The sequence below is a fragment of the Phenylobacterium sp. P4_E10 genome, assembly GCF_056401675.1.
This window is the reverse complement of sequence record NZ_JBFUIW010000022.1, coordinates 1-23,127: the sequence shown is the minus strand read 5'-3', so window position 1 is coordinate 23,127 and position 23,127 is coordinate 1. Positions and strand designations below refer to the sequence as shown.

17 protein-coding genes and 2 pseudogenes are annotated in these 23,127 nt (G+C 67.5%); 9 read left to right on the top strand and 10 right to left on the bottom strand.

Annotation, left to right across the window (positions count from 1 at the left end):
* Positions 1–339: 339 nt before the first annotated feature.
* Positions 340–1,848 carry an ArnT family glycosyltransferase gene (locus AC1DQJ_RS19415; RefSeq protein WP_477606346.1) on the top strand — a complete coding sequence of 503 codons (1,509 nt, stop codon included), beginning with the start codon at positions 340–342 and terminating at the stop codon, positions 1,846–1,848.
* On the opposite strand, the gene msrA is transcribed toward AC1DQJ_RS19415, so the two are convergent.
* The 4 genes from msrA to AC1DQJ_RS19395 form a co-directional block, all read right to left on the bottom strand.
* Positions 1,817–2,404 (bottom strand): peptide-methionine (S)-S-oxide reductase MsrA, encoded by a 588-nt coding sequence (gene msrA, locus AC1DQJ_RS19410; protein WP_477606344.1) that lies wholly within the window; start codon positions 2,402–2,404, stop codon positions 1,817–1,819. The two genes, AC1DQJ_RS19415 and msrA, sit on opposite strands and share 32 nt — an antisense overlap.
* A gap of 73 nt (positions 2,405–2,477) precedes the next feature.
* Positions 2,478–3,119 (bottom strand): 3-oxoacid CoA-transferase subunit B, encoded by a 642-nt coding sequence (locus tag AC1DQJ_RS19405; RefSeq protein ID WP_477606342.1) that lies wholly within the window; start codon positions 3,117–3,119, stop codon positions 2,478–2,480.
* Position 3,120: 1 nt separating this feature from the next.
* Complete coding sequence (locus AC1DQJ_RS19400; RefSeq protein WP_477606340.1) at positions 3,121–3,855, bottom strand: CoA transferase subunit A; 735 nt, start codon at positions 3,853–3,855, stop codon at positions 3,121–3,123.
* 72 nt (positions 3,856–3,927) lie between these two features.
* Positions 3,928–5,775 carry a monovalent cation:proton antiporter-2 (CPA2) family protein gene (locus tag AC1DQJ_RS19395; RefSeq protein ID WP_477606338.1) on the bottom strand — a complete coding sequence of 616 codons (1,848 nt, stop codon included), beginning with the start codon at positions 5,773–5,775 and terminating at the stop codon, positions 3,928–3,930.
* Positions 5,776–6,115: 340 nt separating this feature from the next.
* Between AC1DQJ_RS19395 and AC1DQJ_RS19390 the strand changes: the two genes are divergently transcribed.
* Together AC1DQJ_RS19390 and AC1DQJ_RS19385 are read left to right on the top strand one after the other, a co-directional pair.
* Positions 6,116–7,051, top strand: coding sequence for an isopenicillin N synthase family dioxygenase (locus AC1DQJ_RS19390; RefSeq protein WP_477606336.1), 936 nt, complete (start codon positions 6,116–6,118; stop codon positions 7,049–7,051).
* 297 nt (positions 7,052–7,348) lie between these two features.
* Positions 7,349–9,064: a GAF domain-containing hybrid sensor histidine kinase/response regulator gene (locus AC1DQJ_RS19385; RefSeq protein ID WP_477606334.1), complete on the top strand. Its 1,716-nt coding sequence runs from the start codon at positions 7,349–7,351 to the stop codon at positions 9,062–9,064.
* A 131-nt stretch (positions 9,065–9,195) separates the two neighbouring features.
* Here the strand turns inward: AC1DQJ_RS19385 and AC1DQJ_RS19380 are convergent, their stop codons facing one another.
* Together AC1DQJ_RS19380 and AC1DQJ_RS19375 are read right to left on the bottom strand one after the other, a co-directional pair.
* Entirely contained in the window at positions 9,196–10,425 is a 1,230-nt protein-coding gene (locus AC1DQJ_RS19380; RefSeq protein WP_477606332.1) for a TetR/AcrR family transcriptional regulator, read from the bottom strand.
* A gap of 134 nt (positions 10,426–10,559) precedes the next feature.
* The gene (locus tag AC1DQJ_RS19375; RefSeq protein ID WP_477606330.1) at positions 10,560–11,996 is read right to left on the bottom strand and encodes a helix-turn-helix domain-containing protein; all 1,437 of its coding nucleotides are present in this window, start codon (positions 11,994–11,996) and stop codon (positions 10,560–10,562) included.
* Positions 11,997–12,175: 179 nt separating this feature from the next.
* Between AC1DQJ_RS19375 and AC1DQJ_RS19370 the strand changes: the two genes are divergently transcribed.
* Positions 12,176–12,382, top strand: a complete 207-nt coding sequence (locus tag AC1DQJ_RS19370; protein WP_477606328.1) for a DUF4170 domain-containing protein — start codon at positions 12,176–12,178, stop codon at positions 12,380–12,382.
* A 247-nt stretch (positions 12,383–12,629) separates the two neighbouring features.
* On the opposite strand, the gene AC1DQJ_RS19365 is transcribed toward AC1DQJ_RS19370, so the two are convergent.
* The 4 genes from AC1DQJ_RS19365 to AC1DQJ_RS19350 form a co-directional block, all read right to left on the bottom strand.
* Entirely contained in the window at positions 12,630–12,995 is a 366-nt protein-coding gene (locus AC1DQJ_RS19365; protein ID WP_477606326.1) for a DUF1318 domain-containing protein, read from the bottom strand.
* A gap of 10 nt (positions 12,996–13,005) precedes the next feature.
* Complete coding sequence (locus tag AC1DQJ_RS19360) at positions 13,006–13,188, bottom strand: YnbE family lipoprotein (RefSeq protein ID WP_477606324.1); 183 nt, start codon at positions 13,186–13,188, stop codon at positions 13,006–13,008.
* 32 nt (positions 13,189–13,220) lie between these two features.
* Positions 13,221–16,295 carry an intermembrane phospholipid transport protein YdbH family protein gene (locus tag AC1DQJ_RS19355; protein ID WP_477606322.1) on the bottom strand — a complete coding sequence of 1,025 codons (3,075 nt, stop codon included), beginning with the start codon at positions 16,293–16,295 and terminating at the stop codon, positions 13,221–13,223.
* Between the two features lie 172 nt (positions 16,296–16,467).
* Entirely contained in the window at positions 16,468–17,214 is a 747-nt protein-coding gene (locus AC1DQJ_RS19350) for an SDR family oxidoreductase (RefSeq protein WP_477606320.1), read from the bottom strand.
* 297 nt (positions 17,215–17,511) lie between these two features.
* Between AC1DQJ_RS19350 and AC1DQJ_RS19345 the strand changes: the two genes are divergently transcribed.
* The 5 genes and pseudogenes from AC1DQJ_RS19345 to AC1DQJ_RS19325 all read left to right on the top strand — a co-directional run.
* Positions 17,512–19,593 carry a 3-hydroxyacyl-CoA dehydrogenase NAD-binding domain-containing protein gene (locus AC1DQJ_RS19345; protein ID WP_477606318.1) on the top strand — a complete coding sequence of 694 codons (2,082 nt, stop codon included), beginning with the start codon at positions 17,512–17,514 and terminating at the stop codon, positions 19,591–19,593.
* A 91-nt stretch (positions 19,594–19,684) separates the two neighbouring features.
* Positions 19,685–20,890, top strand: a complete 1,206-nt coding sequence (locus AC1DQJ_RS19340; protein WP_477606316.1) for an acetyl-CoA C-acyltransferase — start codon at positions 19,685–19,687, stop codon at positions 20,888–20,890.
* 180 nt (positions 20,891–21,070) lie between these two features.
* Positions 21,071–21,160 (top strand): annotated as a pseudogene (locus AC1DQJ_RS19335) (PEPxxWA-CTERM sorting domain-containing protein); the annotation flags it as partial.
* Between the two features lie 110 nt (positions 21,161–21,270).
* A complete protein-coding gene (locus AC1DQJ_RS19330; protein ID WP_477606314.1) occupies positions 21,271–22,599 on the top strand; it encodes a hemolysin family protein in 1,329 nt (442 codons plus the stop codon).
* A 127-nt stretch (positions 22,600–22,726) separates the two neighbouring features.
* A pseudogene (locus tag AC1DQJ_RS19325) lies at positions 22,727–23,127 on the top strand (hypothetical protein); the annotation flags it as partial.

Sequence of the window (23,127 nt, the reverse complement as noted above, 5' to 3'; positions counted from 1 at the left end):
CACGGCGCTGGACATCGCGCACACGAGCGCACTGACAGCCGCGCCCGCGGCGAGCCTATTCATCATTCGCATTGAAATCCCCTCATCCACCAGAACGGGATGGACGCCCCGGCCCACAGTCCCCACTCTTGGCGGTCCCTATAGCGTGGAAAATTTGTCTGTGGGTGACGGAATCGTGACGGCGGCGTCACTGTGGGTCGCAGTCGTTCATTCTCGTGGCGCCTGTCGCTTTACAGACACGCTGCACCACGAAAATTTCCCCGCGAACCCGGCAAAAGAGGCTTACGCTTGCCCCCCAAGACGCCATCCGCAGACGGAATTGACCCCCAATGGCGGGCGGTGCTGCTCATTACGGCAGCGCTTACCGCGGTGCGGCTGGTCGCGCTATTTGCGAGTCAGCTCGAGCTCTACCCCGATGAAGCGCAGTACTGGCTTTGGTCGCGGACGCTGGACTGGGGCTACTACTCCAAGCCCCCGATGGTGGCCTGGCTGATCTGGGCGACGACCAGCCTGGGCGGCGACGCCGAGCCGTGGGTCCGCTTTTCCGCCCCGCTGCTGCACGCGGTCACCACGCTTTGCGTCTATGGGGTCGGCCGCCGGCTCTACGGAACATCGGCCGGCTTCGCCGCGGCGGCGCTCTATCTGCTGATGCCCGCCATCCAGCTGTCGTCGCTGGTCATCGCCACCGACGCGCCTCTGCTGATGTTCCTAAGCCTGGCGCTGTTGGCCTATGTCGAGCTGCCCAGCGCAGATCCGCGCAGGCGGCTGTGGCTGGCGGGCGCGGTCGGCGCGGCTACGGGCTTTGCCTTCCTTTCGAAGTATGCCGCCGTCTACGGACTGATCGGGGTGGCGTTGCACGTGCTGGTTTCGCGCGAGACGCGGCGCGCCTGGAGCCTCCCCAACGCCGCCCTGGCGATCGCGGCCTTCGGCGTAGTGATGGCTCCGAACCTGATCTGGAACGCCGGACACGGCTTCGCCACCGTCCAGCACACCGCCGCCAACGCCAACTGGGGCGAAGGTCACCAACTGTTCAATTTCGCCGAGCTCGGCGACTTCCTGGCCTCGCAGTTCGGGACCTTCGGACCGATCCCGTTCGCAGTGCTGATCGGCGGCTCGATCCTGCTCGCCTGGCGCCGCCGCCTGCAGCCGGCCGACATCCTGCTGCTGTGCTTCGCCGCGCCGCCGCTGCTGATCGTCACCGGCCAGGCCTTCATCAGCCGGGCCAACGCCAACTGGGCGGCCGCGGGCTATGTGCCGGCGATCATCCTGGTGGCTGGTTGGATGATCCGCTGGCGCGCCCGCGGCTGGCTGATCGCCGCCCTGGCCATCCAGGCCGCCGTCGCCGTCGTCTTCCTGGCCTGCGTTCTCAACCAGGACTTCGCCGACCGCGTCGGGCTCTCCAATTCGTTCAAGCGCGCCAAGGGCTGGGAGCAGCTCACCGAGCAGATCGGCGAACGCGCCCTGCGCGAGCCCAGGGGCAGCCTGACCGCCATCGCGGTCAACGACCGCTTCCTGTTCAACGCAGCGGCCTACTACGGACGCGACTATTTCGGCCGCAACGGCGAGCCGCCGCTGAAGATGTGGGTGCGCGAGGCCCATCCGCAGAACCAGGCCGAGACGGTGGCCCCGCTCACCATCGCCAACGGCAAGCGCGTGCTGGCCGTGGCGCTGGAGCAGGTCTATCGCGACGAGATGGCTGCCGACTTCGGCAAGGTCTCCAACGAGCAGATCATCAGCGTCTGGCTGGACCGCAAGCGCAAGCGGCGCGCCGAGTTGTTCATCGGCGAAGCCTTCACGCCGGCGCCGCGCGATCCGGTCAGTGGTAAGCCGATCCCCAAACGGCCTTGAGCGCGCGGTCGCGTCCGCAGCCGATGCGGTAGGCGTTGTAATTGGCTGGGTTCTTCTTGGCGTAGTCCTGATGATAGGCCTCCGCCGGCCAGAAGCGGCCGCCAGTCAGAACCCGCGTGGCCACTGGCTTGCCAAGCGTCTTGGCGACCTGGGCTTTCACCGCCTGGGCGGTCTGGGTCTCGGCCGCGTCGGCCACGAAGACCGCCGTCGAGTAGGACGGCCCGCGGTCGCAGATCTGGCCGCCGGCGTCGGTCGGATCGATGTTGTGGAAGAAGCCGTCGACCAGCTTGGCGTAGCTGATCTTGGCCGGGTCATAGGTGACCCTCACCGCCTCCAGATGACCTTCGTGGTTCTGGTAGGTCGGGTTCTTCAGCGCCCCGCCGGCATAGCCGGAGACGACGTTGGTGACCCCGGGCAGGTGCTCCATCGCCTTCTCGGCGGACCAGAAGCAGCCGCCGGCGAAGACGGCGGTCTTCAGCGCCGCGGCCTGCGCGGCGGGGGTGATCGTCAGACTGGCGAACGCCGCGAAGGCGGCGGCGGCGCGAAACGGGCTCATCGCATCTCATCCTGGCGCGGCCGCAGGGACCGCAGACAGCAACGATACGCGCTAAACCCGCTGGCGGATGCCTTTAGAGCGCAACCTCGAAAGCAGCCTCGGTCTTGGCCGCGATTTCCTCGACGCTGACGCCGGGCGCCAACTCGACGAGCTTCACCGGGGTCTTGCCGCGGTTGATCTCAAAGACGCCGAGTTCAGTGATCAGCAGGTCGACGACGCCGGCGCCGGTCAGCGGCAGGCTGCATTCCTTCAGCAGCTTGGGCGCGCCCGACTTCTCGCAATGGTCCATGACCACGACGACGCGCTTGACGCCAGCCACCAGATCCATGGCCCCGCCCATGCCCTTGACCATCTTGCCGGGCACCATCCAGTTGGCGAGGTCGCCGTTCGCCGCGACCTGCATGCCGCCCAGGATCGACAGGGCGATGTGGCCGCCGCGGATCATGCCGAACGAGTCGGCGCTGGAGAAATAGGACGACGACGGCAGCTCGGTGATCGTCTGCTTGCCGGCGTTGATCAGGTCAGCGTCCTCTTCACCCTCATAGGGGAACGGGCCCATGCCCAGCATGCCGTTCTCCGACTGCAGGGTCACGTGCATGCCGTCGGGGATGTAGTTGGCGACCAGAGTCGGGATGCCGATGCCGAGGTTCACATAGAAGCCGTCGCGCAGTTCCTTGGCGGCGCGGGCGGCCATTTCATCGCGGGTCCAGGCCATCTTAAGCGCTCGCCTTCTCTTCGCCCGTTCGCGTTTCTTTGGGACGGGTGGTCACGCGCTCGATGCGCTTCTCGTAGACCGCGCCCTTGATGATCCGATCGACGAAGATGCCGGGGGTGTGGATGTGGTCCTTGTCGATGGACCCGATCTCGACCAGCTCCTCGACCTCGGCGACCGTCACCTTGCCGGCGGTGGCCATCATCGGATTGAAGTTCCGGGCGGTCTTTCGGTAGACGAGGTTGCCCTCCGCGTCGCCGGTGTGCGCCTTGACGATGGAGAGGTCGGCCACCAAACCGCGTTCCATCACATAGGTCTCGCCGTCGAACTCGCGCACTTCCTTGCCTTCGGCGACCAAGGTGCCAACCCCGGTCTTGGTGAAGAAGGCCGGGATGCCGGCGCCGCCAGCGCGGATGCGCTCGGCCAGGGTGCCCTGCGGGTTGAACTCGAGCTCCAGCGCGCCCGACAGATAGAGCTGCTCGAACAGCTTGTTCTCGCCGACATAGGACGAGATCATCTTTTTGATCTGGCCGCTCTCCAGCAGGACGCCGAGGCCGAAGCCGTCGATCCCGCAATTGTTGGAGACCACGGTCAGGTTTTTCACCCCTGACTCTCGAATGGCGCCGATCAGGTTTTCGGGAATGCCGCAGAGGCCGAAGCCTCCGGCCATGATGGTCATGCCGTCGAACAGCAGCCCTTCGAGGGCGCGCGCGGCGTCGGTGCGGGTCTTTCCAGCCATGGGGTCCCTTTAAGCTGCAAACGGCTCGTTGAGAACGGGGTCACGCGAAAAAATTCACCAACTGGCGAACAACTATTCGGCCAGCTCCTTGGGCTTCTTCTGCAGGACGTCGGCGGCCTCTTCGTTGAGCGCCCGGCCGCCCTGGCGGGGCACCGAGAACGGCTCAGGCGTCGGCGTCGGCATGTTGCCGCGCATCAGCCAGCGGCCTTCCTGGATGCCGCCGGCCACCTGCAGTTCGAGGCGCTCGGTGTCACGGCGGCGGACGTCGCGGACGACATCGGCGGCTTCGACCTCGTCGACACCCAGCTGGATCAGCACGTTCTTTCCGAACGCCAGGGCGGACTCGAAGGTTTCGCGGACCTGGTAGTCGACGCCGGCCTTGATCAGTCGCAGCACGTGGCCGCGGTCGAAGGCGCGGACGAACAGCTTGGCCAAAGGGAACTCGGCCCTTACCAACTCAACGATCTTGTCGGCGGTCTCCGGCTTGTCGACGCAGACCAGGATGGCCTCGGCGTTGCCTGCGCCCGAGGCGCGCAGCACGTCCAGGCGGGTGCCGTCGCCGTAATAGACCTTGAAGCCGAAGGTGCCGGCGGCGCGGATCATCTCCACGTCGGTCTCGATCAATGCGACCTCCATGCCGCGGGCCAGCAGCGGCTGGGAGACCACCTGGGCGAAACGGCCGAAGCCGATCATCAGCACCCGGCCTTCGAGGTTGGCGGCGAGTTCGACGCCGTCGAGCGACTCCTTGGGCGGCGGCAGCAGGCGGGTGAGCGCGAACACCACAAGCGGGGTCAGGGCCATGGAGAAGATGACCACCGCGGTCAGGGCGGCGCTGGTGCGCGCCTCGACGACGCCGGCCGCGACCGCCGCGCCGTAGAGCACGAAGGCGAACTCGCCGCCCTGGGCGAACAGGGCCGCGCGCTGGATCGCCTCACGGTGATCGGCGCGGAACAGCCGGGCGACAGCGTAGATGCCGCCGGCCTTCACCGCCATGAAGGCGATGACGCCGGCCAGGATCAGGCCCCAGTCGGCGGCGACCACCATGAGGTCCAGCGACATGCCGACGCTGAGGAAGAACAGGCCCAGCAGAATGCCGCGGAACGGCTCGATGTCGGCCTCAAGCTGGTGTCGGAACGTCGATTCCGAGAGCAGCACGCCGGCCAGGAACGCGCCCATGGCCATCGATAGCCCGCCCCATTGCATGAAGAGCGCTGTCCCCAGCACCACCAGCAGCGCCGCTGCGGTCATGATCTCGCGCGCGCCGGTGCGAGCCAGGATCTGGAAGAAGGGATTGAGCAGCCAGCGGCCAGCGGCGACCACCACAGCGATGCAGCCAAGGCCGATCAGCAGCCCGACCCAGGCCGGCCGGCCGCCGGCCACCGGCTCGCCGTTCATCGAGGCCAGGACCACCACCAGGGCCAGGAGCGGCACCACCGCCAAGTCCTCGAGCAGCAGGATGGAAACGGCGCGCTGGCCGGCCTCGGTCGAGGTCTCGCCGCGCTCGTCCAGCATCTTCATGATCACCGCGGTCGAGGACAGCACGAAGCCGCTGGCCCCGATCACCGCAGCCGCCGGGGGCAGGCCCGCCAGCATGGCCACGCCCGAAAGCAGGGCGCAGCAGACCAGCACCTGAGTGACGCCAAGGCCGAAGATCTCGCGCCGCAGGCTCCAGAGCTTGGCCGGACGCATCTCAAGTCCGATGACGAACAGGAACAGCACCACGCCCAGTTCGGCGACGTGGAGAATGGCCTCGGGGTCGTTGAATAGCTTCAGTCCGTAGGGGCCGATCACCAGGCCGGCCGCCAGATAGCCGAGCACGGAGCCCAGGCCGAGCTTGCGGAACAGCGGCACCGCCACCACGCCCGCCGTCAGCAGCGCGACAGCGTGGCCGAGATTCATGCCCGCAGCTTCGGCCGCCATGGTTGCTCCTATTGTCTTCGGAGGCGGTCAGCCGCGCGCCTCTACCGGGCGAGGTATATCGTGTGCGCGGCTATGTCGCGCATCATTCCGGCGCGAAAAAAGTCCGCCGCTGCGGACTGTCCGAAAAGACGGCGGCGGCGGCGCACGCTTGGCCGCGCCGGTCCCGGAGTTGTTGCCGACGGGCTGTCCGGTGTAGGGGTCGATAGTGGGGCGGGCGGCCATGACGCCAGCGCCAAGCATGTAAGCCGCCAGGCGCGCATCGATGATCTCTCGGGTCAAAATCGGGTGCGGCCGCCGGTACGACCAGGATTCCCGGCATCTGCCGGGTAGAGGATCAAACGTGACGACGTCAGCCATCGCCCCCGTATCGTTCAAGCGCTTCAACGGCGACTTCGAGGGCTTCTCCAACGATCTCGGCGGTTCGTTCGCCCGCTACGGCTTTGCGGTGATTTCCGATCACGACCTGCCGCAGGCGCGGATCGAAGGCGCGATCGCCGCCACCAAGGCTTTCTTCGCCCTGCCCGAGGAGATCAAGCGCCGGTACGTGGTCGGCGTCGGGGGCCAGCGCGGCTACACCCCGTTCGGCATCGAGACCGCCAAGGACGCCAAGCACTTCGACCTGAAGGAGTTCTGGCACATGGGGCGCGACCTGCCGGCCGATCACCCGTTCCGCGCCTTCATGCCCGAGAATGTCTGGCCCTCGGAGGTTCCGGCGTTCCACACCGAGATCGCCTGGCTGTTCAATGCTCTCGACGGATTGGGCCGCGAAGTGCTGGAGGCGATCGCGGTCTATCTGAAGCTGGATCGCCAGTTCTTCGCCCCGACCGTGGACTTCGGCAATTCGATCCTGCGACTGCTGCACTATCCGCCGGTGCCCAAGGACGGCCCCAACATCCGCGCCGGCGCGCACGAGGACATCAACGTCATCACCTTGCTTCTGGGCGCCGAGGAAGCCGGGCTGGAAGTGCTGGACCGCGATGGCCAGTGGCTCCCGATCAATCCGCCGGCAGGCTCCGTGGTCTGCAACATCGGCGACATGCTGCAGCGGCTGACCAACCACGTCCTACCATCGACCACCCACCGCGTGGTCAATCCGGCGCCCGAGCGCCGCGGCTTTGCGCGCTACTCGACGCCGTTCTTCCTGCACTTCAATCCGGACTACGAGATCCACACCCTGTCCGGCTGCGTCACGCCAGAGCACCCGGACCGCGGCATGGCGCCGATCACCGCCGACGAGTTCCTCAAGGAACGCCTGCGCGAGATCAAGCTGCTGTAGGTGGGGCGACCCTCACTGTGAGTAGTGCCCAAGACTGGCACGGCGTTCTCGCAACTGAGCGCCGGGCTCAAGCCACCGCGTTCGGGGCTCCCGCGGTCGAATTGGTAAACGGGCGATAACCATTTGACCACGCTTGACTTTATATCCTCTCGACCCGCAATTGCGGGCGACAAGCCGTGGGGGCGGCGGGTTTTCCACAGATTATCGATCACGGGTGTCCGAACGCCGTTCGGATAAAGACAGAAATTTAACCCCGTCGCTTCAATCTCCGGCCGCAACCGACGTCAGGGGGAGAATATGTCCAAACCTGGATCGGCGTCGCTGGTGGAGGCCGCGCGCCTCACCGCAATCGCCACCCTCGATTTGGACGAGCTGAAGCCGACCTTCGAACGGATCGGCCGGCTCGCTCGCGCTTTTGCGAAGCTGGAGCTGGGCGACGTCGTGATGGTCGGCGCCGAGCGCACCTGGCATGCCAGCGTCGGCCCGAGTTGGACCGACGAGCACGTCTATCAGGACCAGTCGTTCTCCGAGATCGTGGTCCGCGACGACAGCCTGCTGTGGGTCGCCAACGCCTTGGACGATTCCCGCTTCGCCAGCCATCCCCACGTGACCGGCCCTGAGCAGGTGCGCTTCTACGCCGGCGCGCCGATCCGCCTGTCCGATGGGCAGCCGATCGGAGTGGTGTGCGTCGCCAGCGGCCAGCCGCGCGCCTACGACGCCGAACTGGCCCACTATCTGATCGACCTGGCGGCCATCGCCTCCAACGAGTGCTCCCGCCACCACGCCCAGCGCGACCTGGTGAAGTTCGCTGGCGAGGCCGAGGCGGCCAACAAGGCCAAGAGCGAGTTTCTCGCCAATATGAGCCACGAGATCCGCACGCCGCTGAACGGCGTGATGGGCATCGCCGGCGCCCTGGCCCGCACCGACCTGACGACGCACCAGGCCGAGATGGTCGAGCTTATCGAAACCTCGGCCCAGACCTTGGAAGCCCTGCTGACCGACATCCTGGACCTGGCTCGCATCGAGGCCGGGCGGATGGAGATCCGCCCCGAGCCGTTCGACATGGCCACCTCGGTCAACGCCTGCGCGGCGCTGTTCGAGGCGAGCGCCGAGGCCAAGGGACTGGTGCTGAAGGTCGACATCGAGCCCTACGCCCAAGGTTCGTTCGAGGGCGACGGGCCGCGGATCCGCCAGATCCTCACCAACCTGCTGGGCAACGCCATCAAGTTCACGGCTGAGGGCGAGGTGAAGCTCACTGTCGCCGCCCGCCGCGACGAGACCACCACCCACCTGACCTTCACCGTCGCCGACACCGGCATCGGTTTCGACGAGGCGACCCGCAAGCGCCTGTTCGGCCGCTTCCAGCAGGCCGACGGCTCGATCACCCGGCAGTACGGCGGGACCGGCCTGGGCCTGGCCATCTCCCGCTCGCTGGCCGAGGCCATGGACGGCGAACTGAGCGCCAACGCCACGCCCGGACGCGGCGCCACCTTCGTGCTCGAACTCGAACTGCCCCGCCGCCACGGCGCGGTCGAGATGTGGGGCGAACACGAGAGCGAGGATGTCGAAGAGGCTGAACTCGACGCCATGCGCGTGCTGTTGGCCGAGGACCACCCGACCAACCGCCGGGTGGTGGAGCTGATCCTCGGCGCCGCCGGGGTCGAACTGATCTCAGTCGAGAACGGGGCCGAGGCCGTCGATGAGGCCGCCCGCGGCCACTTCGACCTGATCCTGATGGACATGCAGATGCCGGTGATGGACGGGCTGACCGCGATCTCCGCGATCCGTCGGCGCGAGACCCGCGCCGGCCGGCGCACGCCGATCTACACCCTGACCGCCAACGCCATGCCCGAGCACGCCGAGGCGTCCTCCAAGGCCGGCGCCGACGGCCACGTGACCAAGCCGATCACCGCTGAACGACTGCTGCATGTGGTGGAACAGGTCTGGGCCGAGAAGGTCGCCGCGAACAACGCGCCGACGACGACGGACAACGTCGTGGCGTTGCGGGCTTAAGTTTCTTCAGTTGCTCCACCTCTGGGGGAGCTGTCAGCCAAATGGCTGACTGAGGGGCCTGCCGGCTCAGCAATCCCCCTCCGTCGCGCTTCGCGCGCCGCCTCCCCCAGAAGGGGAGGAACTTTAGCCCGCTACCTCACGAAGATCCCCATCAGCAGCGGGCGGGCGAACACCGAGGGCGCAGCCTTCTGGGTGACGCCCGGAACCCAGAAGCTGAGCTCGGCGCCGGCGTTCAGCGTGGCGTTCAGCATCTGGGCGGCGATGAAGGGATCGACGGGGCGAATCGATCGCTCGGCGATGCCGTCCGAGATCATCGAGGCGAAGCGGTCGGAGACCCGGTCGGAGTGGGCCACCTGTTCCTCGCGGATCTCCTCGGGAAGGGCCGAGAGGGCCGAGACCCGCAGCAGCGGACCGTGCTCGGACAGCTGATATTCGGCCAGGGCCGCCGCGGCGCTGGAGAGGCGCAGCCACTGGTCGCCCGGCAGGTTCATCGCCAGCCGCTGGACCCGGCGCATCACCTCGAATGTGCGGTCGAAGCAGGCGACCACCAGGTCGTCCTTGGCGTCGATGTGATGGTAGAACGACCCCTTGGTGACGTTGAGCTCGGCCGAGATCTTGTCGACCGAAGCCCCCCGGTAGCCGCGCGAATTGATCAGCCGGGTGGCGGCCAGCAGGAAGGTCTCGCGGCTCATCTCGGGGCCCTCGCCGCCCGCCAGCTCGGCCAACGGCGCCGCAGCCGGCTCCCAGACAGCGCCTTCGGTCGCCAGGCCGCCGACGAGGATGTCGTACATGCGGTCGCGAATGCGCGGATAGTCTTCAGGGTCGTACTTGGGCAGCCAGGCCCCGGCCCAGAACAGCTGAGAGAGCAGCATGTGGGTACGGGCGGTGCGGCGCCCCCGTCCCAGCCAGGCGAAGTCGGGTGACTCGAACAGACTTCGCACCTTGCGGAAGAGGCGCATGAACGCCTCCATCACCTCGGCCCGGCGCGCGTCGTTGAGGGCGCGGATATCCGATAGCACCGGCAAGGCCGAGGCCTCGCCGACCGCGGTGAGACGCAAGCGCTCCAGATAGAGCTCCAACAGTCTGTGCAGCCGCGCCTGCGGGGTCGGAGCCGTGACCGCCTCGTCGGCGGCGGACTGCAACCAGGCGACGCCACGCAGCATGCAGGCGGCGGCCAGGTCGTCCTTGCGCTTGAAGTAGTAGGTGACGCTGGTGGTCGAGAGGCCGACAGCCGCGGCGGCGTCCGCAAGGGTCAGGCCCTTCACGCCGCGCTGGTTGAGGATCACGGTGGAGGCGTCGAGGATCGCGTCTCGCTTCTTTCGGAAGCGGTCCGTCGCGCGCCCGCCCTTGCGATCAACCATCCAAGCCTCTGAATTCGCCGGACGACTGGCCGAGCGCGCGACCCATCGCCTGTCCCCTTGTGTATCGCACGCCCCCTAGACCCTTTCCGGTCTGGCTTCCACTTGAAGCTGTCACGCTCTTGCGTGCAAGGCCGTCAGCTGGAGGCGAACGGATACGGCGAAATCGACTTGGTGAAGTCGTCGACCGTCAGTGTACGGTTGATCGGCTCGGCCGCGCGCTGCGGACAGGCCGGGCGCTCGCAGATCCGGCAGGCCGGGCCGATAGCGGTGGCCACCGGTTCGCGCAGGTCGATGCCGCGCGAATAGACCAGCCGCTCGGCGAACTTCAGCTCGCAGCCCATGCCGACGGCCAGCTCGGAATCATCGCCGCCATAGGGCGCTGCGATCCGGCTGACCGTGCGCGACAAGGTGAAATAGCGCTGGCCGTCCGGGGTCTCGACGATCTGGGTGACGATGCGGCCCGGCGTGCGGAAGCTGGTGTGGATGTTCCAGCGCGGACAGGTGCCGCCGAAGCGCGAGAACGGAAACGTTGCGCCCGCGAAGCGCTTGGAGATGTTCCCGGCGCTGTCGACCCGCAGCATGAAGAAGGGCACGCCCCGCGCGCCAGGTCGCGACAGGGTCGTCAGCCGATGGCAGGCCTGCTCGAACGAGACGCCGAAACGCGAGCGGACCAGTTCGATGTCATAGGCCGTGCGCTCAGCCGCCTCATGGAAGGCGGCGTAGGGCATCAGGAAGGCGGCGGCGAGGTAGTTGGCCAGCGAGACCTTCAGCAGGCTGCGGGTCGGTCGGTCAGGCGGCGCGGCCCGCTCCACCAGGGCGTCGAGCAGCGCGCCGTGCTCAAGGATGGCCAGCTGGTAGGCCAGGGCGAAGGAACGGCCGGCGCCGGTCAGCACCTCGGACAGGAACAGCCGCTTGCGGTGATGATCGTAGCGGCGCACCGACTCCGGCAGCACGTCGACCGGCACGATGCGGACCGAGACCCCGTGTCGGCGCGACAGTCGCTCGCGGGCGGCGACGGCAAAGTCGAGCGGTTCAGCGGCCAGCTCACCCGCCATCTCCTCGGCCGCTTCCTCCAACTCCGCGAAATGGTTCTTCTGCGCCTGGATGAAGTCGCGCACCCAGTCCGACGGCGCCGCGGCGGGGCCGGCCGCGCCCTCCTCCGGACGGCCGATCGCGCCAAGGTCGGTGAGCCGGCGCTGGTCGAGATAGGCGCGGTAGAGCCGGACGATGGCCTCGGACACCGCCGGCGCGCTGTCGGCCACCTCGGCGATTTCGTGGCGGGCGACAGCGAGGTCGCGGAACATCTGGTCGGAGAAGACCTCGGACAGGCCTGTGGCGTTGCCGGAATCGGGGTCCGTCGAGAGGCTCTTGAGGTCGAGATCATAGGCCTCGGCCAGTCGCAGCAGCACCTGGGCGGTCACCGGCCGTTGGTTCCGCTCCAGCAAGTTCAGATAGCTTGGCGAGACGCCAAGGTCCTCGGCCATGCGCGTCTGGGTGAGGCCCAGGTCGCGGCGCAGGCGCTTCATGCGCGCGCCGAGGAACAGCTTTCTATCGGTGGTGGCGGGAGCCATGGAGTCGGATTGTCACAGATTTACACAATTTACAACGTCGCACTGTGACAAGTCAGCTTTCTTGCACGAGATTGGCTATTCGCCCCAAGGCGGGCAAGCGTTAGGGCTAAGGAATGGCTTGTAAAAACGCAGGCTGAAAAAGTTCTCGGTTCCGGCCAATGGCCGGGGGAGCAAGGAACATGACCAAGGAACGGTTCTGGGTGGTCGGCGGCGAATATAGCTGCCTGGCCTTCACCAAGCTGAAGAACGGCGTCCCCCAGGTGCTGGGGCCGTACGAGAGTCGCGACGAAGCCAAGGAGGCCTGGAAGAAGGTGTCTGCAGAGACCCGCAGCCAGGCCACCACCCGCTTCGCGATCGCCTCCGAGCAACTCGTACTGCCGGCTTAAGGTCAGGTTCCTAAGCGCCCGATTGTCTCTCCTCGAGCCCGCCCCGGCCATCCGGATCAGGGCGGGCTCGCTTTTTCAGGAGACGGCTTTCGCCCGCCGCCGCGGCGGCGGGCTCAACAAATCCGCCCCGCAAGGGAGACGGATGGGGTGACGGGCGGAGAAGCTAATATTCGGTCGTTTCTCCGCCCCGATCACAGATCCAGACAGATGCGAAAAGGGCCTCCGGATGGAGGCCCTTTTGCTTTGGCTACTTCTTCACCCAGGCGCCGCCGGCGTCCTGGAAGTAGTCGCCCGGCCTCAGCTTGGCCTGGACGACGGTGCGGAAGGCCGACGACCCCGCAGCCGCAGCGCTGACGCCGTTCTGGGCCGCAGCCTGGGCGTAGAGCTGGCGGCGGCCAGCGTTGATCTCGGAGACCGCGGCGCGCACGTCGCCGCTCGCCGCGCCGGGGTTCACGAAGCCGAGGAAGCCGTCGCTCTGCTCGCCGACCACGCCCTCGGCCTTGGCCGCGTCCACGGCGGCCTTGGCGGAGGCCGGATCGGCCTGGGCGACGCCGGCGATGGCGAGGCTGGCGACGACGGCGGCGACGGGGGCCATCAGTTTGTCGAATGTCATGTTGATCCCCTTAGAACAGGTTCGGGTTCTGTTTGATCAGCGCCTTGACGTCGTCGTCGAGGCGCAGGCGGACGTCGGCGTCCAGCTTGGCGTAGATGGTGATCGGCGCGACCTCCACCCGCACGGTCGGCGCGCATGCGCTCAAGGCAGCGACCCCGGCCAGGGCGGCCACGGCGGGAAGATTTCTTGTCATTCGGTCGTCTCCAATCTCACGGCCAAGCTAGGTCATCGCGGCTGAACGGCTTGTGAACCACGAAGGGCCTGATAGTCGGCGAAGTCCTTCAGCAACTCATCAAGGTTCAGCGAGGTGTCGAGGGTCAAGTCGACCTTGGTGCCCGAGGGCAGCGGCAGGGTCTTGTTGAGGAAGTCGCGCCGGATCAGCTCCATGATGGTCAGGCGGATCTCCTGCTTCTGCGGCGGGCTGTGCTCGCCCTTCACATGCAAGAGGACGCCGAGCCGGCCGTTGTCGAGGCTGTTGACCTCGGCGTCCAGGGCGCTGAAGGCCAGGTGCTCCATGGCCTGGTAGGCAAATTCGCTGAAGGCGTTGACCTCGCCCGGCGCAGCCGCCGGCTCGGTGACCGGCAACTGCACCCCGGTCGCTGCGCCGGCGATGGTGGCCTCGACCGGCGTGGACGCGACCGGCACCAGGGCTTCGCGCAGGATCGACAGCCGCCCAGGCTGGATCGCCGCCAGGGTTCCGCGCGCCACCCGCACGCCTTGCGGCGTCACTTCGAACGGGACGCGGCCGGTCAGCACCGCGTCCAGGTCTACGCGGTCGCCGAAGGGCGAAGCCTCGACCAGCTCCTTGATCTGCACGCCCTGGAAATTGACCACGCCCTTCCACGGCGCGCCGGGCTTGAACGGCACGCTGAACGGCTCGAACGCCAAGGTCCCGCCGCCGACCGCCAGCTTCGCGCCCTCGACGGCGATCGCATCGCTTTGCAGGCCAAAGCTGATCTCGACATCGGTCAGTGGGACGAGCGTGTTGATCGCTTCGGCGCGCAGTGTCTGGCCGGGAGCGGCGATCAGCGGGACCAGGCTGGTGAACTGCGCCTGGCCGGCAAGGCCGACCACCGGCCCCATCGGGCTGACGAAGTCCATCCGCTCGACGTCGAGCACGCCATGGCTGGTCGAGGCGCCGGGCGCCCAGCCGATCTGGCCTGTGAACCGCGCCCGCCCAGCCGCCGGGGAGGCGACCATGGCGGCCAGGGGCGACAGGCCGACCGGCTGCAGCCCGCCGTCTTCGAAGACCAGCACCCCGGTGTCGAAATCAAGTTCGCCGCGGCCGTCGGCCCTGTGACGCAGGTCTCCATGTCCCAGCCGCCGGCCGGCGAGGTCGGCGACCTCGAAGCCCGCGATCCAGCCGCCGCTGTTCGCCCTGGCTTCGCCTTTGATGTGCACAGGGTTGAAGCGGGTTTCGGCGGCGGTGTCGTCGACCCGCGCGGCCGTCACCGTGACCTTGCCGTCGAGGCGCTCGCCGGCTCCGCGCAGGTCGACCGGGCCCGAGGCCTCGGACAGCCTGGCCTCCAGGAACGGCAGCTCGGCCGTCAGGTTTCTGGCCTGGCCGCGCACGCGCCACGAGCCGCCGGTCAGGCTCATCAGCGGCGGGCCGCTCGGACATATCTCGCCTGTCAGCCGCTCCAGGTCGCTGTCGCCCAGCTCGACATGGCCGGCCGAGAGGCTGACGCAGCGGCTGGCGGTGAAGCTGGTCGTGGTCCCGGCGATGCGCAGGTCGCCGGCCGCATCGACCGCGCCGTCGCTGATCGGCGCAAAGCCGCCCTTGGCCTTCAGCGCCAGACGCGCCGTGAGGCCGTCCTTGGTCAGGTCGTAGCGCGCCACCTGCAGCTCGCCTTCGGGCAGCCCGCCGCCCTTGACGCTCAGGTCGAATGCGCCGCCGCCGTTGGCGAAGATCGGCCCGCCGGCGCGATAGAGCGAGAGTTCGCCGCCGGTTTCAGTGCGCAGCTTGGCCGGCACGCCGAGGCTGATCGACAGGTCCTGATGCGAAGCGCTGATCGCCACCGAACTGGCGGTCAGCTGGAAGCCGGCCAAGGCGCGCTTGAGCGCCACGGTCTCCGACGGGTCGCCGGCGCGGACCGGTCCGAGGCCCGACCAGGCCCCGCGGGAGACGACGGCGCCGCGCAGGGCCACGTCGGCCCGGCGAGGATCGAAGGCCACCAGCCCGCCGAAGTCGGCGCGCGTGTTGCTCAGCGCCAGGTCGCCGGTGCGGGCCGAAGCGGCGGCGATGCGGGTGCTGAGCTCGGCCGAGACCACGTCGCCGGCGACGCGCGTCCAGCGCAGGTCCCCCAGCGAGGCCTCGCCCTTCGCGTCGCGGACATCTATCCCGGCCAGCTTGCCGGACTTGAGGCTGGCCTGAACCTCGCCCTGCCCCTGCACCGCAAGGTTTTCGATCCAGCCGGTGGCGGCCCCGTCGAACCGGGCGGTCAGGTGAAGTCCGCTCGCCTGCTCGGTCCCGACCGCCGCCGATCCGCTGTCGAGGGTCAGGCGCGCGACGACCTTGCCGTCGCCGCGCCGCTTCTTCAGGTCGGGATAGGGCCCCTGTAGCGAGAGGTTCAGCTTGGCGTCGCGAGCTGAAATCTCGCCGGACTTCAGCGTGGCGGCAGGGGCGACCACCACCAGGTCGACGCGGTCGCGGGTGGTCGCCATGCGCAGGCTCGCCTCACCCAGGTTCGCCTGTAGCCCAGGACCGCTGAGGGCGACCGGATCGAGCCGGGCGTCGAGCGCCATCAGCTTACCGTTCTGCATGCGCCCGTCGGCGGTGGCTTTGAGCAGGCCGTAGTCGGTGTCGAAGCGCAGGACGCCGCGATGGATCTCGACGATCGGCTGTGGAGCCTCCGGCTGGGGCGGGCGCTTGGCGAACTCTTCGATCAGCGGGTCGAGCGAACCGAAGCTCAGCTTGCCGGCCTTGTAGCTGCCCCGCGCCACCGGGCGGTAGAGCTTCACCGAAGCGACCCGGACGCCGAGCGGCTCGCCGGTCCAGAAGCCGGTGACGCCGTAGTGGACCTCCACGCGCTCGACCGAGACGTCGGGATCGTTCTGCGGCCCAGCGCTGACCCGGGCGGTGAAGCCGCCGAATTCGAACTCGCGGAACTCGACGTTGGCGGGCACGCCGCGGGCGTCCAGCCAGCCGATCAGCACCTCACGGGCGATGGCCCGGCGGGTCACATAGACCGTGCCGCCGACGAAGACCGCAACCAGCACGGTTGCGGCCAGCGCCGTATGGACCCGTCGCCATCTGCGACGGGCCGCACGGTTGGGCGGCCTGGTTTCGGACTCGGTCAAACGCGACGCCTGCTGCTCCCCAGAGCATTTTCCGCCGAAGTGGATGCCGGTTCGGCGGAGAAAATGCTCTCCTTCTTGAGAGTCTTGAGCGAAATCCGATTCAATCGAACCGGATTTCGCTCGGGCAGGTCATAACGCAAAACCGACGAAAGCGTGGCCGTGAGTGTGAACTTTACAACCCAGCGACGCTGGCCAGGGCCACGCCGCCGTCCACAGCGATGGTCTCGCCGACCACATAGTCCCCGGCCCGGCTGGCCAGGTAGATGGCGGCGGCGGCCATGTCCTCGTCGCGGCCGATGCGGCGCGAGGGGATGCGCTTGGCGATCTCGTCGCCCTGGTCGCGGGCCACGCGGTTCATCTCCGATGCGAAGGCGCCCGGCGCGATGCCGGTGACGTTGATCGAGTCCTTGACCAGCTCCGCCGCGATCCTGCGGGTCAGGTAGATCAGGCCCGACTTCGACGCGTGGTAGGAATAGGTTTCCTGCGGGTTGAGACGGATGCCGTCGATCGAGCAGATGTTGATGACCTTGGCCGGCTGTTCATGGCTGGCCGCCGCCTTCAGCGCGCCATGCAGCGCCTGGGTCAGGAAGAAGGGCGACTTCAGGTTCAGGTTCAGCACCTTGTCCCAGCCGCTCTCCGGGAACTCGTCGAAGGGCGCGCCCCAGGCGGCCCCGGCATTGTTGACCAGGATGTCGAGCTTGGGTTCCAGGTCGTTGAAGCGCTTGGCCAGGGCCTGGCAGCCCTCGACCGTCGAGACGTCCTGCGGCAGCGAGATGCAGCGCTCGCCCAGCTCGGCGGCGGTCTCGTCGCAGGCCGACGGCTTGCGCGAGGAGATGTAGACCTTCTCCGCCCCGGCATCGAGGAAGCCCTTGGCGATCATCTTGCCGATGCCGCGCGATCCGCCAGTGACGAGAGCCACGCGGCCCTCCAGCGAAAACAGTCCCTGAGCCATATCTTGCTTCCCCTAAGGTGATGTCTGGCGACCATTCTCCGCCGAAGTGGATACCGGTTCGGCGAAGAAAATGGTCTAGCTTCATGATCCTTGAGTGAGATCGGACCGATCCCACTCGGCGTCTGATAAACCCACGTTCGGCGCTCGGAAACCCAACGGATTTTTGACTCGCGCCGGCCAAGCGGGGCCTGTAAACAACCGTTTGAATCCAAGGGCGACCAGCCTCCACGAGCCGCCCCTCTCCAACATTCGAGGATGCGCTACATGGCCGAGATCAATTCGGTGACTGACCTCACGCTCGACGGCGACGTCGCGGTGATCACGCTCAACTCCCCCCCGGTGAACGCCCTGTCGGCCAAGGTCCGCGAAGGCCTCTACGAAGGCTTCAAGGCCGCCGTCGCCAACGACGCCGCCAAGTCGATCGTGCTGATCTGCGAGGGTCGCACCTTCATCGCCGGCGCCGACATCACCGAGTTTGGCGGCGCGATGGCGGGTCCCAGCCTGACCGACGTCCAGGACATGATGGAGAACTCGCCCAAGCCGGTAATCGCCGCGATCCACGGCACCGTGCTGGGCGGCGGTCTCGAAGTGGCCCTGTGCGCCCACTACCGTGTCGCCGTTCCGTCGGCCAAGTTCGGCCTGCCGGAAGTGAACCTCGGCCTGCTGCCGGGCGCCGGCGGCACCCAACGCCTGCCGCGCGTGGTCGGCCCCGAGCGCGCCCTGGAAATGATGACTTCCGGCCGTCACGTCGGCGCCAAGGAAGCCCTGGCGGGCGGCCTGACCGACGAGCTGGTCGAAGAGGGCAAACTGAAGGAAGGCGCCATCGCCTTCGCCAAGAAGGTGGCCGCCGAAGGCCGTCCGCTGCGCAAGATCCGCGACCAGAACGAGAAGGTCGAGGCCGCCCGCGGCAAGCCCGAGATCTTCGCCGACTTCCGCAAGGCCAACGCCCGCAAGTTCCGCGGCTTCCTGGCCCCGGAATACAACATCCAGACCATCGAAGCGGCGGTGAACCTGCCCTTCGATGAAGGCCTGGCCGTCGAGCGCAAGCTGTTCGCCGAACTGATGAGCGGCCCGCAGTCGGCCGCCCAGCGCTACTCGTTCTTCGCCGAGCGCACCGCCCAGAAGATCCCGGACGTGCCGGACGACACGGTGCTGATCCCGATCAAGAAGGTCGGCGTGATCGGCGCCGGCACCATGGGCGGCGGCATCGCCATGAACTTCGCCAACGCGGGCATCTCGGTGGTGATCGTCGAGCAGAAGCAGGAGCCGCTGGACCGCGGCCTGGCCACCATCCGCAAGAACTACGAGCGCACCGCCAGCCGTGGCGGCATCACCCCGGCCCAGGTCGAGGAGCGCTGCGCCCTGATCACCGGCTCGCTGTCGATGGAAGACTCGTTCGCCGACGTCGACCTGGTCATCGAGGCCGTGTTCGAGCGCATGGACATCAAGAAGGACATCTTCACCAAGCTCGACGCCATCTGTAAGCCCGGCGCGATCCTGGCCACCAACACCTCGGGCCTGGACATCGACGAGATCGCCTCGGTGACCAAGCGTCCGGAGAGCGTCATCGGCCTGCACTTCTTCTCGCCGGCCAATGTGATGAAGCTGCTGGAAATCGTCCGCGCCGATCACACCTCCAAGGAAGTGATCGCCACCTCGATGAAGCTGGCCAAGCAGATCGGCAAGGTCGCTGTGCTGGTCGGGGTCTGCCCCGGCTTCGTCGGCAACCGCATCCTGGGCGCGCGCCAGCGCGAAGCCCAGAAGCTGGTCATGGAAGGCGCCATGCCGTGGGACATCGACCGCGTCCTCTACGACTTCGGCTTCCCGATGGGTCCGTTCGCCATGAGCGACCTGGCCGGCCTGGACATCGGCTGGGTGAAGGAAAAGTCGAAGGGCGAGAGCATCCGCGACGTGCTGTGCGAAGCTGACCGTCGCGGCCAGAAGACCGGCGCCGGCTACTACGACTATGACGAGAACCGCGTCGCCAAGCCGAGCCCCTTCACCGAGAAGGTGATCAACGACTTCATCGTCAAGTCGGGCGCCAACCCGCGCAAGATCAGCGACGAGGAAATCCTTGAGCGCTGCATCTTCCCGATGATCAACGAGGGTGTGAAGATCCTCGAAGAGGGCAAGGCGATCCGCGCCTCCGACGTCGATGTGGTCTGGCAGAACGGCTACGGCTGGCCGGTCTATCGCGGCGGCCCGATGCACTACGGCGACCAGGTCGGTCCGGCCAAGGTGCTCGCCAAGATGAAGGAATTCCAGGCCACCATGGGCGACCAGTTCAAGCCGGCCGCGCTCCTGGAAAAGCTTGTCGCCGAAAACAAGAAGTTCGCCGACCTCTAACAAGGCGACCGCTCACTGAGACAGACCCCGGCCCGCAAGGGTCGGGGACGAGCAGGAACCACCCTCCCAAACTCGTTTAGGACATCCCTCCATGCGTGAAGCCGTCATCGTCTCCACAGCCCGCACCCCGATCGGCAAGGCCTATCGCGGCGCCTTCAACAACACCTATGGCGCGACCCTCGCCGGCCACTCGATCGCCGCCGTCGTCGAGCGCGCGGGCCTCGATCCCGCCGAAGTGGACGACGTTGTCTTCGGCTGCGCCCTCGAGCAAGGCACCACCGGCAACAACATCGCCCGCCAGGCCGCCCTGCGCGCCGGCCTGCCGAACACCGTCTCGGGCATGACCCTGGACCGCCAGTGCTCGTCGGGCCTGATGGCGATCGCCACCGCCGCCAAGTACATCATCAATGACGGCGCCCCGGTCGCCATCGGTGGCGGCGTGGAATCCATCTCGCTCGTCCAGAACGACAAGATGAACCGCTTCATGGCCGGCGATCCCTGGCTGCGCGACCACGTGCCGGAATTCGCCGTCTCGATGATCGAGACCGCCGAGATTGTGGCTGAGCGCTACGGGGTCAGCCGCGAAGCCCAGGACGAATACTCGCTGCAATCGCAGCAGCGCACCGCCCAGGCTCAGTCGGAAGGCCGCTTCGCCGCCGAGATCGCTCCGATCACCACGATCATGAAGGTGGTGGTGAACAAGGAAACCGGCGAGACCGCCGACAAGGAAATCACCATCGGCATGGATGAGGGCAACCGCCCGCAGACCACCCTGGCCGATCTCCAGAAGCTCAACCCGGTCTTCAAGGGCGGCCGCTACGTGCCGGAAGGCAAGTTCATCACCGCCGGCAACGCCAGCCAGTTGTCGGACGGCTCGGCCGCCGTGCTGATGATGGAGCGCAAGGAAGCCGAGAAGCGCGGCCTGACCCCGCTGGGCGCCTATCGCGGCATGGCCGTCGCCGGCTGCGGCCCGGAAGAAATGGGCATCGGCCCGGTCTTCGCGATCCCGAAGCTGCTGGAGCGCAATGGCCTGACCATCGACGACATCGATCTGTGGGAGCTGAACGAAGCCTTCGCCAGCCAGGTCCTGTACTGCCGTGACAAGCTGGGCATCCCGAGCGAGAAGCTGAACGTCTCGGGCGGCTCGATCTCGATCGGCCACCCCTACGGCATGACCGGCGCGCGCTGCACCGGCCACGTCCTGCACGAAGGCAAGCGTCGGGGCGCCAAGTGGGGCGTCGTGACCATGTGCGTCGGCGGCGGGATGGGCGCGGCAGGCCTGTTCGAGATCTTCTAAGGCCGTCCGCCACGCCCATCATCAAGGAGTCGCCGAAATCGCTCGGCGATTTCGGTGGGGCGCGGCAGGCCTGTTCGAGATCTTCTAAGGCCTCTTAGTTTTTCGAACGACGAAGGGCCGTCCTCCAGGGCGGCCCTTTTTCGTGGCCGCGACCTGTAGGCGTTTCAGTCCGCGTTTCCCGAACCAGCCACCCGGGCGATGATGATCGTCGGCTTCGCCCTGGCCGCCACGGCGTTGCGCCGCCGCAACCGTCTGGCGCTCGCGGCCTAGGCAGAATCCGGGACAAGACGGGGACGCCATCGGCGGTTGTCGCCTCCCGCCGCCATTCCGGATAGGCTGGCCCCGGGGCTCTCGAGAGCCTCGCCTGGACCTGGCCCTTAATGCTCCTCTTCGCCTCGGTCGTCGTGCTCCTCCTGCTGGTGCTCAACGGCCTGTTCGCCATGTCCGAACTGGCCGTGGTGTCTTCCCGGCGCGCCAAGCTGCAGGCCCGCGCCGAGCGCGGAGACAAGGGCGCAGCCGCCGCCCTGCGGCTGTCCGAGAACCCGACCCGTTTCTTGGCCGCCGTGCAGGTGGGCATCACGCTCATCGGCATCCTCTCCGGCGCCTACGGCCAGGCGACCATCGCCGGCGAGCTCGACCTCATGCTCGAGAAGATCCCGGCCCTGCACGACTATTCGGAGCTGATCTCCACGGCCATCGTCGTGGTGATCATCACCTACCTGTCGCTGATCATCGGCGAGTTGGTGCCCAAGCGCTTCGCCATGGTGTTCCCCGAGACCATCGCCTCGCTGGTCGCCCGACCGCTGTCGTTCATGGCCCGGCTCATGGGGCCGTTCGTCTCGCTGCTCACCGTCTCCACGGTCGGCGTGTTGCGGCTGCTGGGCATCCGCGACGAGAAGGGCGAGCGGATCACTCAGGAGGAGGTCGAGACCGTGCTGGCCGAGGGCACCAGCGCCGGCCTCATCGAGCCCGAGGAACAGGCGATGATCGGCGAGGTCATGCGCCTGGGCGACCGCCAAGTGCGCGTAGCCATGACCCCGCGCCGCGACATCTACTGGATTTCGCTGGCCGACCCGATCGACCAGCAGATGGCCGACATCCGCGCCTGCCCCTATTCGCGCATCGTCGTCATGCGCGGCGCCGACACCGAGGAGCCGGTGGGCGTGGTGCACAAGAAGGACGTGCTGGACGCTTTCCTCGACGGCGCGCGGCTGAACATCGAGATCCTGATGGAGACGCCGCTCTACATCGTCGAGACCACCTCGGTGCTGCGCGCCTTCGGCCTGCTGAAACAGACGCCGCTGCACATGGCGCTGGTGGTCGACGAGTTCGGCGCCCTGGAGGGCATCGTCACCGCCACCGATCTGCTGGAGATGATCGCCGGCGACTTCGACGAGGCGCACGACGCCGACACGGCCGGCGCCATCATCCAGCGCGAGGACGGCAGCTACCTGGTCGACGGCCGGGCCGAGGTCGAGGACCTGGCCAAGGTTCTCGACGCCGACTTCGTGGAGACCAGCGACTTCCACACCGCCGCCGGCCTGGTGCTGCATGAGATCGGCCGGTTGCCGGAAGAGGGCGACCTGTTCGAGATCGCCGGCTACCGGGTCGAGGTCATCGACATGGACGACCGCCGCATCGACAAGCTGCTGTTCTCCAAGCTGGAAGGCCGCGACGGGCCCAGCCTGAGCGACATCCTCTCCTCCTAACTCGGCCGCCTGCGCGGCTTCTGGACGCAGGCTTACGGTCAAGCTTGGCAATCCTTCCTTCACCGCGAGCGCGTGGAGTCTCACGCCTGGGGTGGGCCTCTGCGAGTTAGTGGGAGGGGTCCTGAAAATGGACATCGGATTGAAGGCTGGCCTCGCGGCCGTGGCGGCGCTCATCGTCGTGGCCGGCTGCGCGACGACGGCGCCGGAGCCGAAGAAGGGCGCGCCGATCGCCCAGACCGACCGGCAGCTCGAAGCCCAGGCCAGCGCCTTCGAGAGCTTCATGCGCAATGCGCGCGCCATCGACGGCGCGTTCAGCGGGCCGGCCGAAGTGGCCGAGGGCCTGCGGGTGGCGTCGGGCTACGACCCCAAGCAGATGGAGGCCGGAATGGTCGCCTATGCGGCGCTGGCCGCCCTGCAGGAACCGAAGTTTGTCGCTGGCGTGCGCAAGGCCGCGCAGGGCCCGGACGGCAAGGGTCTGGCCGCCCGTATCGCCGCCCGCCCCGATCTGGCCGCAGCCCTGCCCGGCGC

Coding starts and splice junctions, on each gene's coding strand:
- AC1DQJ_RS19375 (WP_477606330.1), bottom strand. CDS start 11,996: ATGGCTCCCGCCACCACCGATAGAAAGCTGTTCCTCGGCGCGCGCATG.
- AC1DQJ_RS19330 (WP_477606314.1), top strand. CDS start 21,271: ATGCTCCTCTTCGCCTCGGTCGTCGTGCTCCTCCTGCTGGTGCTCAAC.
- msrA (WP_477606344.1), bottom strand. CDS start 2,404: ATGAGCCCGTTTCGCGCCGCCGCCGCCTTCGCGGCGTTCGCCAGTCTG.
- AC1DQJ_RS19380 (WP_477606332.1), bottom strand. CDS start 10,425: ATGGTTGATCGCAAGGGCGGGCGCGCGACGGACCGCTTCCGAAAGAAG.
- AC1DQJ_RS19395 (WP_477606338.1), bottom strand. CDS start 5,775: ATGGCGGCCGAAGCTGCGGGCATGAATCTCGGCCACGCTGTCGCGCTG.
- AC1DQJ_RS19345 (WP_477606318.1), top strand. CDS start 17,512: ATGGCCGAGATCAATTCGGTGACTGACCTCACGCTCGACGGCGACGTC.
- AC1DQJ_RS19360 (WP_477606324.1), bottom strand. CDS start 13,188: ATGACAAGAAATCTTCCCGCCGTGGCCGCCCTGGCCGGGGTCGCTGCC.
- AC1DQJ_RS19370 (WP_477606328.1), top strand. CDS start 12,176: ATGACCAAGGAACGGTTCTGGGTGGTCGGCGGCGAATATAGCTGCCTG.
- AC1DQJ_RS19405 (WP_477606342.1), bottom strand. CDS start 3,119: ATGGCCTGGACCCGCGATGAAATGGCCGCCCGCGCCGCCAAGGAACTG.
- AC1DQJ_RS19400 (WP_477606340.1), bottom strand. CDS start 3,855: ATGGCTGGAAAGACCCGCACCGACGCCGCGCGCGCCCTCGAAGGGCTG.
- AC1DQJ_RS19385 (WP_477606334.1), top strand. CDS start 7,349: ATGTCCAAACCTGGATCGGCGTCGCTGGTGGAGGCCGCGCGCCTCACC.
- AC1DQJ_RS19340 (WP_477606316.1), top strand. CDS start 19,685: ATGCGTGAAGCCGTCATCGTCTCCACAGCCCGCACCCCGATCGGCAAG.
- AC1DQJ_RS19365 (WP_477606326.1), bottom strand. CDS start 12,995: ATGACATTCGACAAACTGATGGCCCCCGTCGCCGCCGTCGTCGCCAGC.